The organism is Thermosulfurimonas sp. (assembly GCF_015491435.1).
Lineage (GTDB): Bacteria > Desulfobacterota > Thermodesulfobacteria > Thermodesulfobacteriales > Thermodesulfobacteriaceae > Thermosulfurimonas_A.
In genome coordinates, this window is record NZ_WFVX01000045.1 from 1 (window position 1) to 15296 (window position 15296).

Below are 15296 nucleotides of genomic sequence, written 5' to 3' on the forward strand. Positions count from 1 at the left end.
CCCCGAAGTCCTCCGGCCCCAGCTCCCTTACCGCCTCCTTCACCCGTTCTAGAGCGTCATAATACTCATCCTCTATGGTTCGTACCCGCACGCCGTAGGCCCGCTGGATGGCCTTGCGCACGATTTCTCCCTTAAGCAGAGCATTAGTCCAGCCCATTTCGGCGTATTTGCTGTTCACCTCCTGGTTGAGCTCCACCAGGGCCCGGGCCCGACGTCTTCTTTCCTCCACGGCCTCCGAAAGGGGTTCCTCCAGGAATCGATCGATCTTGGAAAGGAGATTCTCGTAGAAACTGGCCGGAAACCGGGTTTCGAATTCCTCCAGCACGAATCCCAGGGTAATGAACTGGGGTTCCTTGAAGTAGGTGAAAAGATCGGCCTCGATGGTCTCCGGGGTTTGGTGAAGGAATTCCTGAAAGAGGCGGTAGGCCTGTCGGGATTTTTCCTTCACATTGGGGGGTTTTTCGGTATTGAACTCCAGGATGTGAAGATAGAGATCCTCCGGGGCCACCACCGCCAGAACCTCCCGCGCCCCCAGGTCCCTGAGGGCTTCCAGCCGGTGCTGGCCATCCACCACGTAATATTCACCGTCGTGGGGACAGACCACGATGGGGGTAATAAAACCCAGTTTCTCTATGGCCAGTTCCAGGTGCTTCTTGAGTCCATCGGAAATATCCCGCTGGAAGGGAGGAACCCGCACCTCCTCCAGATCGAACACCGCCAGTTTGAGGGGTTGTTTCTTTACCGGATCCTCGAAACGAGCCAGTTCCCGCATCCCTTTCACCCCCCTTTCGGAGGATTTTATAGCCCGTCTTTGGGAAAATAACCAGCCGCCAAAAGATTTTCTCCGGCCCTTTAAAAGGGGTAAACATTCTGCTAAATAAGTAAAGAGGGATTAAAGTTCGGGCCGGGAACAACCGAAGACTATATTGATCATCTTCCCAAGGCGGGAAGGGATGTTTAGAATATTATAGAGGGCATCAATTGCCGCAAGGAGAAAAACCATGAAGATCAAAAACGTCTTACCCTATGTAAAGCCTTCGGCCCAGGGGGTGGAGAAGACCGACCGGGGGCGCACGGAAAGGGCGGCACGTTCCGGAGCCGGTGGAGAGGCCCGTAAGACGGAAACTGAGGATCGGGTGGAGCTGCGTACCCGTAAGATCATCGAAGAGGCCCGCACCCGGCTGCGGGAGGTTCCCGAGGTACGGGAGGAAAAGGTAGCGGCCCTGCGGGAGAAGATCCAGAGCGGAAATTACGAGGTGCCCCCGGAGAAGGTGGCCCGGGCCATGCTCTCCGACCTCCTCCGGAATATCTATTAATCCTTGACCTCCTCCCCCAGGTTGGTAGGAGTTTCCTTGGGGGTATATTCCTCCAGAGGCCTCACTACGAAGAGTAACTGACCTTCCACCACGGGTTCGTTCACCTTCACGCATATTTCTTCGATCACACAATCAAACGGCGCATAGACCGGGGTCTCCATCTTCATGGCCTCAAGGTTGGCTATCTCCTCGCCCTTGTGATAGATATCGCCCACCTTGAGTTCTCCCCGCTTGGGGTTCCCCAGCCGCCAGACATTCCCTTTGATGGGGGACCCGATCTCGTTGGGACCTTTGGCCATGCGCACTTCCTTCTTTTTAACCCTGGGGGTGGCCACCTCGAAGACCCGGGTCTTGTTATTGACCTTCACCACTACATGGATCACTCCGTCGTGTTCGGCCCCCACCGAGACCAGTTCAATGGTATAAGGCTTACCCAGAAAGGTAAATTCCACCTTATCTCCGGGCTTGCGCAGGCCGTAGCGGAAAACCGGCGTGGGCAGGACATAACTGGCCTTGCCGTATTTTTCGAAGAATTCGAAAAAGTCCAGGGCGTCCTTGGGGTGCATGAGATAGATAATAAACTCCTCCTCGGTGGGTTCTCGCCCCAGTTTATCCTTGAGATCCCGGAAGGCCTGCTCCAGATCGAGCTCGGGTACGGTCTCCAGCGGGCTCTTCTCGGTGCGTTCAGCCAGCTTCTTCTCCCATTCCTCTCCGAAGGCACTGCGATAGACCCATTCATCCGGCCAGCCGGCGGGTAATTTCCCGTATTTACCCAGGATGAGATTCTTAAAATCTCCGGGAGCGGTCTTGAAAAGTTCGAGCAATTCTTCCTGCTCCTCCTCACTCATGGCCGAAAAATCACACCCCTTTTCCTCCACGAAACGCCGCAGGAGATCCAGGATATGCCGTACCCCGGCTTCGCCGTGTTCCTTGGCGTAACGGTTGACGATTCCGGAACAGGTCACCCAGGTGATCTGAGAACCCGGCGTAACATCGAAGTACTTAACGATGCGGTTGTAATAGGACATGAGTTCCAGGATGTAGGGCATGAGATGGAGAAATCCGTTCTTTTCCGCCTGTTCGAAGGAGGAGGGGAAGGCCCCGCCGGGCATCCGATGTTTCACCACCATATAATCGAACCCTTTGAAGGGTGACTCGGCCCAGTCGTAATGGTTGATCCATTCCCGAACCTTCTGCACCGCAAGCTCCGCCAGTCGCACATTGAGGTTCACCTTGAAACCGGCTTCGGTGAGATAGGCGTAGGCCGAAAGCATGGGGGGCTGCCCGTAGAAGCGGCACAGAGAATCCTCCTCCACATCCACGATCTTTACCCCGGCCTCCACCGCCGCCCGGTAGGCGGGAAGGGCCAGACCATCGGTGGCATGTCGGTGATAATGGATCACCAGGTCCGGGTACTTGTCCTTAATGGCGGAAACCAGACTGCGAATACGCTCCGGGCTGCCCACCCCGGCCATATCCTTGATGCACAGGATGATCTCGTCGGTTCCTCCGCACAGGGCCACGATCTCGTCCACCACCCTCAGGTAATAGGCATTGTCCGCCCAGTCGGCGTCGGTAAAGGAGATGGCCGGCTCGAAAAGCTTGCCCCGGCTCATTACCACTTCGGCCACGGTGCGCATGTTCCGCACATCGTTGAGAAAGGAAAAACAGCGCCACAGATCAATATCCACCCTGGAGACCACGTATTCGATGACGTTGCGGGGGTAGGGACGGTATCCCCAGAGATTGGTTTCCCGGATCAGGGTTTGAAGCAGCACGTTGGGCATGGTGCGACGGTAGGTGCGCAATTCCTCGAAGGGGCTCTCCCTGCGGTTGAGAATCCCCACATGCCAGCGGGCCCCGCCGTGACACTCCGCACTGAAGAGCCCCATCTCGTTATAGAGGGGACAGAGGGTCTTGAGATCGATCAGTCGATGCCGGTTCTTGTAATCCGACTGGCCGGCATCGCGCAGGGAGGTGGAGGTAAAAAATATACGATCCGTTTCCCGGAGAAGTTTCACGATCCGGGCGGGTTCGGTCCCGGGTGAAATGCGAATGATCTCCATGGTTCTCCTCCTTTACATCCAGCTCTGAGGACCCAGGGCCGAAATCTCGGCCACGTAACGGGCGATCTTGAGGACCTCCTCATCCGGGTCGAACTCTTTAAAGGTGGAAATAAGTTCCTCCAGGTGTTCCTCGATGAAACGGGTGGAAAATTCGCCGGCCCGGAAACGGGGGTGACGAATAATGCTTATGAGAAGGGGAGCAATGGTCTTCACCCCATCCACCCGCAGCCCCCGGGAAAGGGCCCGGTCCATAACCCGGATGGCCTGATCGCGATCCGCCCCGGCACTCATGATAAGCATGAACATGGAGTCGTAGTAGGGTGGGATCTCAGCTCCCTCGTAAACCCCGGTGGAAATCCGGATATTGGGACCGTCCGGGATCTGGAGCCGGGTAATGGTGCCGAAGGAGGGGGCAAAGGTCTTGGGGTCCTCGGCGGTAAGACGGCACTCTATGGCCCAGCGGTTACTCTGAATATCCCGCTGGTGAAAGGGAAGGGGTTTGCCCTCGGCGATCTGGATCATGAGATCCACGATATCCAGTCCGGTGGCCAGTTCGGTAACCCCGTGTTCCACCTGAAGGCGGGTATTCACCTCCAGAAAATAGAATCTACGGGTGGCGGTATCCAGCAGAAATTCCACCGTACCGGCGGAATCGTAGCCGATCTCCCGCATGAGACGCACCGCGGTAAAGCAGATCTCCTGGCGAAGATCATCATCCAGAGAAGGTGCGGGGGTTTCCTCGATGATCTTCTGGTTGCGTCGCTGGATGGTGCATTCCCGCTCGAAAAGATGCACCACATGTCCGTGTTTGTCTCCCACCACCTGAACCTCAATATGGCGCCCCCGTTCGATATACTTTTCGGCGATGAGACTGGCGTCGCCGAAGGCCTTGTAGGCCTCGGACTGAGCGTGGGAGAACTTCTGGGGAAGTTCCTGGGCATTCTCCACTTTGATCATCCCCTTCCCGCCACCCCCCAGGGCGGCCTTGAGCATGATGGGAAAGGTGATCCGGGAGCGCTCCATCCACTCCAGAACCTCCTCCGGGCTCTTGGGGTCTTCTATTCCGGGGATGGTGGGTACATTGGCCCGCTTGGCGATCTCCTTGGCCGCCTTCTTGTCTCCCATAAGGGCGATGATTTCGGGGCGGGGCCCGATCCAGACCAACCCGGCCTCGATTACCCGGCGGGCAAAATCCGCATTCTCGGCCAGGAACCCCCATCCGGGATGCACCGCGTCAGCCCCGGTCTTAAGAGCCGCCTCGATAATGCGATCCATATGGAGATAGGACTTAAGCGGAGGGCCTTCCCCGATATGCACGGCCTCATCGGCCATGAAAACATGTAGGCTCAGACGATCCGGGGTGCTATAGACAGCCACGGTGGGGATCTTGAGGTCGCGGCAGGTCTGCATGATGCGTACCGCAGGCACTCCCCGGTTGGCTACCAGGATCTTTCGGATCTTCCTCTCCATGAAAGGCCTCCGGAGGAGATTTGGGCTTCCATACCACGTTTTCCGGGACTTCTCAAGGGAGGGCGAAGAGATTAAACTGGAAGGACCATGCCGGAAGCGGCTTTTGTCCTTCAGACCGCGGTGAGTTTCCTGGCCATCATGAACCCCATCGGCAACACCCCCATCTTTGTCTCCCTGGTGGAGGATTTTACGGAGGAAGAAAGGATACGCATAGCCCGCACCGCCACTCTCTGGGCCTTCTTTATTGTTACGGCCTTCACTCTGGGTGGAAATCTCATCTTTCGGCTCTTCGGGATTACCCTTTCGGCCTTCCGCATCGCCGGAGGCATCCTTCTTTTCATGATCGCCTATCATCTGGTGCGGGCCAAACGGTCCCATCAACATCACCCCACCGCCGAGGAAGAGGAGGAAGCCGAGGATATCGCCATCACCCCGCTGGCCACCCCCATCCTGGCCGGCCCGGGCACCATCACCACCGCCCTCTCCCTGGTGGGCCGCAAGACCGACCCTCTCAAGATCCTTACGGTAATCCTGGTCTTTGCGGTTATCTGTCTTCTGACCTACCTGTGCTTCATCTACGGAGAGGCCCTCACCAAGCGGCTACGCCCTTCCTGGATCGGAGTCATGACCCGTTTGATGGGTTTGATCCTGGCGGTGGTGGCGGTGCAGATGATCCTGGAGGGGTTCTCCGGAGCCCTGACCCAGATCTTCAAGATCGTCCCCTCCGGACTGCCCCGATAAATCGTTAACCAAGGAGGTCCAAGATGGCGGAAAAGGAAGTCCTTTTCAAAAGCGAAGAAAGTAAAACCCGGGGAGAAATAGCGGCCTTTCTCCGTCAGATAGCGGAAAAGGTAGAAACCGGAGTAGTCTCTCTGACCCAGGGAGAACGGGAGGTGGTGCTGAACCTTCCGGAGAACCTGATCCTGGAGATCAAGGCCGAGCGCAAGGTCAAGCCGGAAAAGAGCAAACATTCCCTGGAGATAGAAATCGAATGGCGAGGGGAAACCGCCTGAGCTCCTCGGCTTGACGAAAAATCTTGGCCGTTTATTATTCTAGACTATGCGGGTCTATTTAAAGTGGACACTGGCGGCCTTTTTAGTGCTGGGGATATTCGCCCTGAGCAGTCCTCAGATATACTGTTTTTCTCCTGAAACCGGCATCAAGCTCGAAAATCCTCTTACCGGCTGTCAGTGTCCCTCGGTGTGTAAACAGAGCCAGGAGGAAATTTCCCTGCCAAGGGTGTTTCCTCATCTTCTCCCCTTTCCTTCTCCGGTAGGAATCCATCCCTCGGAAAAAAAGAGCCCCCCGGTATTTACCCTTAAGCGGGACCGGGAGTCTGTAGAATCAAATCCTCTTAGCACCAATCCTTTGCTTTATGTAAGACTGCTCTTTTAATCCTCCTTTCACCTCCACACCTCTAATCTGACCCAAAAATTCGCGTCAATTCAAAAATTGTGTCAGGAGGATGAATATGCGCCGAAATACGGTGGTATTCTTGGTCTTACTATTGCTCTGGAGCCCGGGAATCCGCTCCGGGATCGCGGGTACGGAAAATTCCTCTCTATCCTTTCCGGCGGTCCTGGAGCTGGTATTTGCCCAACACCCTGCCCTTAAGACCTTCAGGGAAAGGGAAAAAGCGGTAAGATTCGAGGCTGCACAGGCCTCCCGTCTGAAAAATCCGGAACTCTCTTTCACCTTTGAGGATGTCTTCGGGAGCGGAGAGTTCTCCGGGATGCGGTCTTCGGAAACCACCCTGGAGATCAGCCAGTCCTTACCCCTTTTCGGACAGAGGGAAAAGAGGCGAGAGGCTATACTGGCCCGGGAAAAAGTGCTTGAGGCGGCCGGAGAGGAGGCCCGGCTTCTTCTCTTCCGGGAGACCGCCCTGGCCTTCATCGAGACCCTCTATGCCCGTCACCGGGCAACCCTTTACGAGGAACTTCTGAGCCTTTCCCGCAAGCTTCTTGCGGTCTCCGAGGCCAAATTCCTGGCGGGAAAGATCCCGGAAACCGAAAAAATTCGGGCCGAAATCGTGGTTGCAGATACCGAAACCCGTTTGCGGAACGCCCGTGAAGCCTACCGGAGCGCCCTCCGCAGGCTGGCCCGCCTCTGGGGCGGAACCCCGCCTTCGGATGTGCGGGGTGATTTCTTTCGGCGGAAGGACTTTTTCCTTAGGGCCTTACCGAAAGACCATCCCCGACTTAAGCGTTTCCGGGCCGAGATGCAGCGTCTGGAAAAAGAAATCGAGCGAGCCCGGGCTGAGGCCCTTCCGGAGATTACTTTCTCCTCCGGAGTAAGATTCTACAACGAAAGCGACGAACGAGCCTTTGTTTTCGGATTGAGCCTTCCGCTTCCCCTTCTGAATCGCAATCTGGATCGGATGGCCTCCCTCCAGCAAAAAATCACCGCTACCAAACTCGCTCTTCGGGCCGAGCGATGGAACCTGAGCCGAGAAATGGAGCGGGTACGGAGTGAACTTCGCCGCGCGGAGGAAAAAATCAGGACCCTGGAAAGGCAACTTCTGCCCCGGGCCCGGGATATCTATCGTCGAAATCTTGAGGCCTATCGGCTGGGCAAGACCGAGTTTCTAAGAGTACTTGACGCCCAGCGCACCCTTTTTGAGCTACGTCTCTCCCGGCTTGAAGCCTACCGACGTTATCACCGCTTACAGGCCGAGGCCCTCTTTCTTATGGCCCGCATAGAAAAAGATCTCTTTTAGAGGAGGTACAAACCATGAAAAAGATAGCCTGGATAGTCTGCTTCCTTGGGATCCTGGGAATGAGCTTCCATTCGGCCCTGGCCGGAGAGAGACAGGTCGGAGAAAAAACCGTCCATCTCTCTCCGCAGATTTTACAGGAGTTTGAGATCCGGCTGGAAAGGGCCCGGTTACGCTCCATGCCCCGGGTGGTGGAACTCCCGGCAGAAGTGGTGGTGGACCCCGACCGGGTGGTCCATGTGGTGCCGGTAGTGGCAGGGTTCGTACGCCAAACCCTCAAACGCTGGGGAGACAGGGTTAGATCCGGAGAGGTTCTGGCTGTTCTCGATAGCCCGGAACTAGCGGATCTCAAGTCTTCCTACCTCATAGCGCGTACGCGTCTGCGCCTGGCCCGGGAACTTTTCCTGCGGGAAAAGATGCTCTGGGAAAAGAAAATCACCTCCGAAGAATCCTTCCTTCGAGCCAAACAGGATCTGGAACTGGCCAGGATTCAGGTCCAGACTCTAACCCAGAAACTCCTTACCCTGGGGTTCTCTCCGGAAAATATTGGTGAGTTGGAGAACGGAAAGCAACCCCTGGGACGTTACGAACTGCGCTCTCCTATCTCCGGAATCGTCGTAGAAAAACATCTCTCCCGGGGAGAGATGGCCACCCCTTCCCGGATAGCCTTCCAGATCGCCGATCTTTCCGAAGTATGGGTGCTGGTTTCCGTATATCGAGACTGGCTTCCCGAAGTGCGTGAGGGGCAGAAGGTTCAGGTGGATTTCGGGCACGGAATCCCTTCGCGGGAGGGGCGCATCGATTATATAAACCCTATTCTCCGGGAGGACACCCGCTCCGCCCGGGCCCGGATAAGGCTGGCCAATCCTGACGGAAGACTCCGCCCCGGACTTCTGGCCCGGGCCAGGATCGAAATAGGCCGAAAGAAAGTGCTAGCCGTGCCGGAATCCGCCCTGCAACGTCTTGACGGACGCACCGTGATCTTTGTGCGGGAAAAGGAGGGATTCGTGGCCCGTCCGGTAAAAATCGGACCCAGGGAGGGAGGCTGGGTAGAGATCCTTTCCGGACTCTCCCCCGGAGAAATCTATGTGGCCCGGGGCGCTCTTACCCTGCGGGCGGAACTGGAAAGGGAAAATCTGGGCGAAGGACACTCTCATTAAGGAGGGAAGTTATGTGGGAAAGACTCATCCATTTCTCCCTTTGTAACCGACTGCTCATGGTGATCTTAGCCGCCGGGGTCATAGTGGGGGGTTTTATGGTCTTCAAAAAGCTTCCCATCGATGCCTTCCCGGATGTAACTCCGGTACTGGTTCAGGTCTTTACCGAAACCCAGGGACTGGCTCCGGAGGAGGTGGAAAAGTACGTAACTTACCCCATTGAGACGGCTATGAACGGTCTTCCGGGGCTGGTAAAGATCCGCTCGGTGTCCAATTTTGGACTCTCTCTGGTAAACCTCTATTTTAAAGATGGAACGGATATCTATTTTGCCCGACAGGTAGTAAGTGAGCGTTTAGCCGAGGCCCGGGATTCTATTCCCGAGGGTTTTGGCACTCCCCAGCTCGGCCCCATTTCCACCTCCATGGGGCTGGTGCTTTTTTATTATCTGGAGGACAGCACCGGAAAGTACACCCTTACGGATCTCCGCACCCTCCAGGACTGGATCATAAAACCCCATCTTATGAGCGTCCCCGGGGTGACCGAAGTACTGGGAATCGGAGGATTCGAAAAACAGTATCAGGTGCTGGTGGACTCCGAGGCCCTGCGGCGCTACGGCCTCACCCTTTCCGACATTACCCGAGCCCTGCAGCGTAATAACTTCAACGTTGGAGGGAGATTCCTGGTTCAACACGGCGAGGAATTCATCGTGCGCTCCGTGGGATTGGCTCGCGGTCTGGAGGATCTTAAGCGTATCGTGGTGAAATCGGTGGACGGAACCCCGATATATCTCTCCCAGGTGGCGGAGGTCAGAATCGGGGGAGCCGTTCGTCGGGGACTTCAGACCAAGGACGGGAAGACCGAGGTGGTGGCCGGACAGGTAATAAAGCTCTATGGGGAAAACTCCTCCACGGTCATCAAACGGGTGGAGGAGAAGATTCGGGAAATCAACCGCATCCTTCCGGAAGGGGTACGCATCGTTCCCTACTACGAGCAGAAAAGCCTGGTTGAGGCCTGCATCTCTACGGTGACCTCCGCCCTGGGTCAAGGCATGATCCTGGTGATCGCCGTCCTGATGTTATTTACCGGGGGATTCAGGCCGAGTGTGGTGGTGGCCCTGGCCATCCCTTTCTCTATCGCCCTGGCTTTCCTGGGAATGTACAGGTTTGGCCTCTCGGCCAATCTTATGTCCCTGGGGGGACTGGCCATCGCCATCGGAATGCTGGTGGATGGGGCCATCGTATTTGTGGAAAACGTAGATCGTAAGCTCCGGGAAAATCCCCAAAAGAATCGCCTGGGAGTGATTTACGAGGCCTGTACCGAAGTGGGGCGCCCGGTAGCCTTCGCCCTGCTTATCATTTCGCTGGTGTTCCTGCCCATCATTTCCCTTAAAGGAGTGGAGGGAAAGACCTTCCGTCCTTTGGCCTATACGGTAATCTTGGCCCTGGTGGGGTCCCTGATTTACGCCTTTCTCATTGCTCCGGCCCTTTCCTCCTATCTCCTGCGGGCCGGAAGGAATTCTTCGAGAAGTCTGGCCGCCAGGATTATCCGGGGGCTTGAAAGGTTATATCTCCCCCTCGGGACTTTTTTCGTTAAGCGCCCCCGGGTGGCTCTTTCGGTAGCCCTGATCCTGGTGTGCATCGGAGGCCTGGTGGGCTCAAGACTGGGCTCGGAATTCGTGCCCAAGCTTCAGGAGGGCACCATCGTTTTGCGTCTCACCATGGCCCCCTCCATCGCTCTGGAGGAAAGTAAACGGCTCACCATGCTGGTCGAGCGCCGCCTACTCCGGATTCCGGAAGTACGGGGAGTGGTGTCTCGCATCGGACGCGGGGAGGTAGGAGCCCATACCGATCCGGTAAATAGCGCCGAGATGTATATCCTGCTCCATCCCCGAGAAACCTGGCGGGTTAAGAATCAGGAGGAACTGGTGGACCTTATCCGGAGAGAACTGGGAAAAATCCCGGGAGTACTTACCAACTTCACCCAACCCATCGAGATGACCGTGGATGAACTGATGGAGGGCGTGCGGGCGGAGATCGCCATCAAGATCTTCGGCGAGGATCTGGACATCCTGAAACGTCTGGGGGATCAAGTGGCGGAGATCATAAGACAGGTGCCGGGGGCCGTGGATGTGCAGGTGGATCAGATTTCCGGCACCCCTCAGCTTCTCATCCGTCCAGACCGGGAAAAACTGGCCCGCTACGGGTTATCCGTGGCCGATGTGCAGGAAGTGGTCAAGGTGGGGGTGGGGGGAACCACGGTGGGAGAAATCTTCGAGGGACTCAAACGCTTCGACATCTTCGTGCGCCTGAAACCGGAGTATCGCAGAGACCCGGAAGCCATAGGGAATCTTCTTCTCCGTACTCCGGGCGGAGAATCCATTCCCCTGCGGGAGGTAGCTGAGATCCGGGAGATCGTGGGGCCGCGACAGATCACCCGGGAAGATATTCAGCGTTTCATCACCGTACAGTGTAATGTATCGGGAAGGGATATCGGTTCTTTTGTGACCGAGGCCAAGGAAAGACTCTCGCAAGAACTCAAACTACCTCCCGGTTACCTGGTCACTTGGGGTGGAGAATTCGAACTCAAAGAGGAAGCCAATCGCCGACTCCGAATAGTGGTACCGGCGACTCTGGGGCTGGTCTTTCTCCTCCTTTTCATGAGTCTGGGGTCGGTCAGGCTCTCGGCCCTGATCATGGCCAACCTGCCTCTGGCCCTGGTGGGAGGCGTGGTGGCCCTATGGCTTACCGGTCAGTATTTATCGGTGCCCGCCTCCGTGGGATTCATCGCCCTTTTCGGGATCGCTCTGGAAAACGGCATGGTGCTGGTTACCTGCGTGCGTCAGCTCCAGAACCGGGGTCTGTCACCGGAAGAAGCGGCTCTTCGGGGAGCAGCCATGAGACTTAGACCGGTTCTGATGACCGCCCTAACCAGTGCCCTGGGGCTCCTTCCGCTCCTTTTTGCCACCGGAACGGGAAGTGAAATCCAGCGCCCCCTGGCCGCGGTGGTCATCGGGGGACTTTTCACCGCCACCCTGAATACGCTTTTCCTTCTTCCGGCCCTTTACCGCTGGCTTGCCCCTACCGAAACCTGTGAAATCTAACCATCTCCGGGAGGCCGGTGGAGACCGGCCTCCCTCGCCATCACCGCGAAAATCCGCTGGATCCGTAGAATGTCTTCTCCGGATTAGTACGCCCAGACCCCCCGGAGGCTCAGGACCCAGAAACCGTCATCCTCCAGCCCGGCTGGATTCCAGGTGTACTGGAAATCCGGGGTAAGGGCCAGGTGCTCTCCGGCCTGGAAGCGATAATAAACCTCCATATGGAACTCATCCGCGGTATCGTGACGAATCTCCCCGGGAAGGGTTAATCTGGCGGCGAAAACCCCCTTTCCTTCCCAGTAATCCCGGTAATCATCGTCCAGCACAAACCAGGCCCATCCCAGCCCTATTTCGTCCTGCGCCCGACCCCACAGGGCACCGGAAAGGGAAAGTCCCACACTTACGGCCTGTTCGAAACCGTAAGAAAAATCGAGATCATCCAGGGTGGTATTCCAGTAACCCACCAGATCGTCCCCTCGCCAGCCGTAACGGAAGAAGACTCCTACCCCCTCGGCCAGCTCCTGATCGAAGGAAACCCCGAACCCCCAGGCTGAATCTTCGTTTTCGGGTTCGGTGCCCCGGGCCAAATAATCCTTGAGATCGTCCCATTTCAGATGTTTCTCTCCCTGATACCACACGTAAAACCGGTAATGGCCGGGACGCCCCCGGAACTTCGTATTCATGGCCAGCTGGGCCACCAGAAAGGGATAGTCAAAGAGGTTATCCCAGCTGGAATCCGCATCTTCGTATCCCAGAGTGAGAGACCAATGGGAGGCCTCATAAGCCGCCACCATTCCGAAACTGTAGGAAGCCCATTCCACGGCCGGATTATTCACAAAGGCCGAACTCATAAACTGGGCGTTTTCATCGTTGGCGTATTCGTTCTGATCCACCTCGGTGGTAATGTCTATCTTTCCGGCCCGAAAACGGAACTTTCCGCCGTGAAGGTGCCATTCCCTCTCGTACCAGGCCTCACTTATGCGTACATCCCCGTCTTCGGTTTCCACCGGGACCATGGAAAGGGCCTCATCCACGATACCGGAGAAGCTGGGGATCTCGGAGTCGGGATTCTTCCCGGAGCCCATCTCCAGCAGGAGATAGGCCCGATCCCGATCCGAAAAATCGGCGGTAAAATCCAGGTCCACCGAAGCTGCTCCGTAGGCCTTGTTTTCGTCGGTAAGGACCAGATCCGTGGTTCCGGCAGGCTCCCTTCCGGCGTGAGCATGCACATTGGCCAGGTCCTTGTCCACCCCCAGGGCTCCCTGCACCAGTCCGGCCACCTGGAGGCCTACCTCGAGGCGCTGATACCAGGGTTTCTCGCCGGAGGGGACCGCCTCCACCCGGAGCTGTTTTTCCATCTTCTTCTCCCTTTTTTCGTAGGCATTAAGGCGTCTCTCCAGCTCCTGCACCTTGCGGGCCAGGCGCTGGTTCTCCTCCAGGACCTGCCGCAACATCCTCTTCAGTTCCTCCACCTCCGGGTCGGCGGCCAGGGCCGCACCCGTGCCCAAACTACCGAGTATTACCAAACAGACCACCACCCATAACCATACCCTCTTCATACCTCCCTCCTGGTTAGTTTGTGTTATTTTTAAAAAATACGTATTACTCAGTCAAGGGGTTTCCCTCCCACGATAAGGAGGGTGAAATAAGGGGGGGTTGAATCGGAGAGTTCGCGCGGATCCGGATAGATCTTCTCTTCGGGAAACCCGCAGAAGGAGATGGCTCTGGTCTCCGGGAGACGTCCGGTTTCCTCCAGGAGGCGCAGGATAGCGCCGGCTCGGCGATAAACCTTATAAAGGACCAGGCTGGCGGCTTCCCGCGAGAGTTTTTGTAGTACCTCGTCCGCGGCCAGGCCGCTGGCGATGACCAGGGCCTCCTCTCCTTCGGCCAGAAGGAGTCCCAGGCGGGCCGCAGCGGCCTGGGCCGCGGTGATTCCGGGTATCAGCCGAACCTCGGCCCGGGGAAGATGTTTTTTCAATCTCCGGGCCAGATGACCGAAGGTGGAAAAGAGCGCCGGGTCTCCCAGGGTGAGAAAGGCCGCCTGGTTCTTCTCGGAAAGAACCCGCGCCACCCGTTGAGCGTTCTCCTCCCAGGCCTCCTCAAGCACCCGGCGCTCCCGCGTCATGGGAAAGGGAAGTCTTTCCACCGGAGTCCCTTCCGGTATATGGCTTCCGGCCACCTTGAGGGCCAGCGAATGTTCGTTTTTGCTGGAGGAAGCCACAAAAATGTGCCGCGCCTCCCGGAGGACCCTCACCGCTTTCAGGGTCAGAAGCTCCGGATCCCCCGGTCCAACCCCCACCCCGTAAAGTACAGGCCTGGACAAGAGGCTCTCCTTAATAACGTTGCAGGATTTCCAGGGATCGTCGGATCTGGCGCACAAAGAATTGCCCTGTTTCCGGATAAAGCCCCAGCCCGCGATAATAGGTCTTCCCTTCCACGGTGGTGGTTACACAGTCCACTTCCTTACCGGCCTCCTCCAGAATCTCCCGCCAGCTTTTCTCCCCCTCTCCCGAATTTTTACCCATAATGTCATGCATTACATGATCTCCGGCCACCAGCATAAAGGGAATGAAACGCACCCTGCGGGCCGGATATTTCCGGGCCTCCTCCAGGACCGCCTCTCCGGCCGGCACCCCTTCCACCGTTCCCAGAAGGACGTTGGGATAGCTATGCCGGACCAGCCAGTCCAGCCCCAGGTAGGTAATGTTGGCCCCCTGAGAGGTGACATCGGTGCCATGCGCCACCAGAATATTGATCCCCTCCCCCGGAGGAAGGAACTCGCGGGAAACCATCTTCAAGACCTCTTTCACATATTCCCAGCGGAAAAGCAGGGGTTCTCCCACCACAATGCGTAAGTCCGGAAACTTCTTACAGATCTGCACCACCGTTTCGTACTCCAGCCCGGGAAATACATGAAGCGGTTGCACCACCACCTTCCGGTATCCCTGGGCATAAAGGGTGGCCAGGACCTCGTGCAGACTGGCCAGATGCTTCGAAATTCCCTTGCGGGCATAAATACGGTTCATCTTCTCCCGGATGATGTTGGAGGTAAAGGCCCAGCGGATCTCATAATCCGGGAAGGCCTTCCGCACTTCCCGATCGATATAATCAAAGGTAACCCGGGCCTTAGTGGAGGTGCCGAAGGCGCAGAGCACGATAGCCGGTTTTGCGTGAAGCTTGGGATGTTTCAGCGGAAGATAGGCTATGGCTCCGGCCTGCACCCAACCCACCATCAAAAACAAAATCCCTCCTACCAGAGCACCCAAACTAAGTCCCTTCATACTTTACCCCCTTATTTGGATTTTGGGGGCTTAGCGAGGATAGACCGTGGCCACGGTCGGGTCGGAGTCCTCGCCGCACCCCACCGTTTTACGGCCCCGGGCCGGTCTCCCGGCTTCCGGATCGTCCTACTCGCCGCGCCTTCCCGGCCGACCGGGAACACCCCGGCCTGACCAGTGGCCTGTCGTCTCGAAGAC

At 57.0% G+C, this 15296-nt stretch carries 12 protein-coding genes and 1 riboswitch; of the genes, 6 read left to right on the forward strand and 6 right to left on the reverse strand.

The window, feature by feature from the left end:
• On the reverse strand, positions 1–772 hold a 772-nt coding region (locus tag F8J34_RS01910), incomplete at its 3' end, for a ParB/RepB/Spo0J family partition protein (protein ID WP_297055988.1).
• A 229-nt stretch (positions 773–1001) separates the two neighbouring features.
• Here F8J34_RS01910 and flgM point away from each other — a divergent pair.
• Entirely contained in the window at positions 1002–1316 is a 315-nt protein-coding gene (flgM, locus tag F8J34_RS01915; protein ID WP_297055991.1) for a flagellar biosynthesis anti-sigma factor FlgM, read from the forward strand.
• Here flgM and F8J34_RS01920 read toward each other — a convergent pair.
• Both F8J34_RS01920 and F8J34_RS01925 read right to left on the reverse strand, forming a co-directional pair.
• Positions 1313–3382: a biotin/lipoyl-containing protein gene (locus F8J34_RS01920; protein WP_297055993.1), complete on the reverse strand. Its 2070-nt coding sequence runs from the start codon at positions 3380–3382 to the stop codon at positions 1313–1315. The genes flgM and F8J34_RS01920 overlap by 4 nt on opposite strands.
• Before the next feature lie 12 nt (positions 3383–3394).
• A complete protein-coding gene (locus F8J34_RS01925; protein ID WP_297055996.1) occupies positions 3395–4852 on the reverse strand; it encodes a biotin carboxylase N-terminal domain-containing protein in 1458 nt (485 codons plus the stop codon).
• An 87-nt stretch (positions 4853–4939) separates the two neighbouring features.
• Between F8J34_RS01925 and F8J34_RS01930 the strand changes: the two genes are divergently transcribed.
• The 5 genes from F8J34_RS01930 (at position 4940) to F8J34_RS01950 (ending at position 11823) form a co-directional block, all read left to right on the forward strand.
• A complete protein-coding gene (locus tag F8J34_RS01930) occupies positions 4940–5593 on the forward strand; it encodes a MarC family protein (protein ID WP_297055999.1) in 654 nt (217 codons plus the stop codon).
• A gap of 23 nt (positions 5594–5616) precedes the next feature.
• Positions 5617–5865 (forward strand): amphi-Trp domain-containing protein, encoded by a 249-nt coding sequence (locus tag F8J34_RS01935; protein WP_297056002.1) that lies wholly within the window; start codon positions 5617–5619, stop codon positions 5863–5865.
• A gap of 458 nt (positions 5866–6323) precedes the next feature.
• On the forward strand, positions 6324–7568 hold the full coding sequence (locus F8J34_RS01940; protein ID WP_297056005.1) for a TolC family protein: 1245 nt from the start codon (positions 6324–6326) through the stop codon (positions 7566–7568).
• A gap of 14 nt (positions 7569–7582) precedes the next feature.
• Entirely contained in the window at positions 7583–8725 is a 1143-nt protein-coding gene (locus F8J34_RS01945) for an efflux RND transporter periplasmic adaptor subunit (protein ID WP_297056008.1), read from the forward strand.
• Between the two features lie 11 nt (positions 8726–8736).
• Positions 8737–11823 carry a CusA/CzcA family heavy metal efflux RND transporter gene (locus tag F8J34_RS01950; protein WP_297056011.1) on the forward strand — a complete coding sequence of 1029 codons (3087 nt, stop codon included), beginning with the start codon at positions 8737–8739 and terminating at the stop codon, positions 11821–11823.
• An 83-nt stretch (positions 11824–11906) separates the two neighbouring features.
• Here the strand turns inward: F8J34_RS01950 and F8J34_RS01955 are convergent, their stop codons facing one another.
• From F8J34_RS01955 to F8J34_RS01965, 3 genes are read right to left on the reverse strand one after another with little or no spacing between them, the layout of a single operon-like run.
• Positions 11907–13379 (reverse strand): carbohydrate porin, encoded by a 1473-nt coding sequence (locus tag F8J34_RS01955; protein WP_297056014.1) that lies wholly within the window; start codon positions 13377–13379, stop codon positions 11907–11909.
• Between the two features lie 47 nt (positions 13380–13426).
• Positions 13427–14143 carry a precorrin-2 C(20)-methyltransferase gene (gene cobI, locus F8J34_RS01960; RefSeq protein ID WP_297056016.1) on the reverse strand — a complete coding sequence of 239 codons (717 nt, stop codon included), beginning with the start codon at positions 14141–14143 and terminating at the stop codon, positions 13427–13429.
• Positions 14144–14153: 10 nt separating this feature from the next.
• The gene (locus tag F8J34_RS01965) at positions 14154–15053 is read right to left on the reverse strand and encodes a sirohydrochlorin cobaltochelatase (protein WP_297056019.1); all 900 of its coding nucleotides are present in this window, start codon (positions 15051–15053) and stop codon (positions 14154–14156) included.
• A 129-nt stretch (positions 15054–15182) separates the two neighbouring features.
• A riboswitch (cobalamin riboswitch) is annotated at positions 15183–15296 on the reverse strand. This riboswitch is flagged as partial in the annotation.

Excerpts from the sequence above, each read along its gene's own strand:
- F8J34_RS01930 (WP_297055999.1), top strand. The coding sequence starts at position 4,940 with ATGCCGGAAGCGGCTTTTGTCCTTCAGACCGCGGTGAGTTTCCTGGCC.
- F8J34_RS01945 (WP_297056008.1), top strand. The coding sequence starts at position 7,583 with ATGAAAAAGATAGCCTGGATAGTCTGCTTCCTTGGGATCCTGGGAATG.
- flgM (WP_297055991.1), top strand. The coding sequence starts at position 1,002 with ATGAAGATCAAAAACGTCTTACCCTATGTAAAGCCTTCGGCCCAGGGG.
- F8J34_RS01925 (WP_297055996.1), bottom strand. The coding sequence starts at position 4,852 with ATGGAGAGGAAGATCCGAAAGATCCTGGTAGCCAACCGGGGAGTGCCT.
- F8J34_RS01965 (WP_297056019.1), bottom strand. The coding sequence starts at position 15,053 with ATGGTGGGTTGGGTGCAGGCCGGAGCCATAGCCTATCTTCCGCTGAAA.
- F8J34_RS01940 (WP_297056005.1), top strand. The coding sequence starts at position 6,324 with ATGCGCCGAAATACGGTGGTATTCTTGGTCTTACTATTGCTCTGGAGC.
- F8J34_RS01920 (WP_297055993.1), bottom strand. The coding sequence starts at position 3,382 with ATGGAGATCATTCGCATTTCACCCGGGACCGAACCCGCCCGGATCGTG.
- F8J34_RS01935 (WP_297056002.1), top strand. The coding sequence starts at position 5,617 with ATGGCGGAAAAGGAAGTCCTTTTCAAAAGCGAAGAAAGTAAAACCCGG.
- F8J34_RS01955 (WP_297056014.1), bottom strand. The coding sequence starts at position 13,379 with ATGAAGAGGGTATGGTTATGGGTGGTGGTCTGTTTGGTAATACTCGGT.
- F8J34_RS01950 (WP_297056011.1), top strand. The coding sequence starts at position 8,737 with ATGTGGGAAAGACTCATCCATTTCTCCCTTTGTAACCGACTGCTCATG.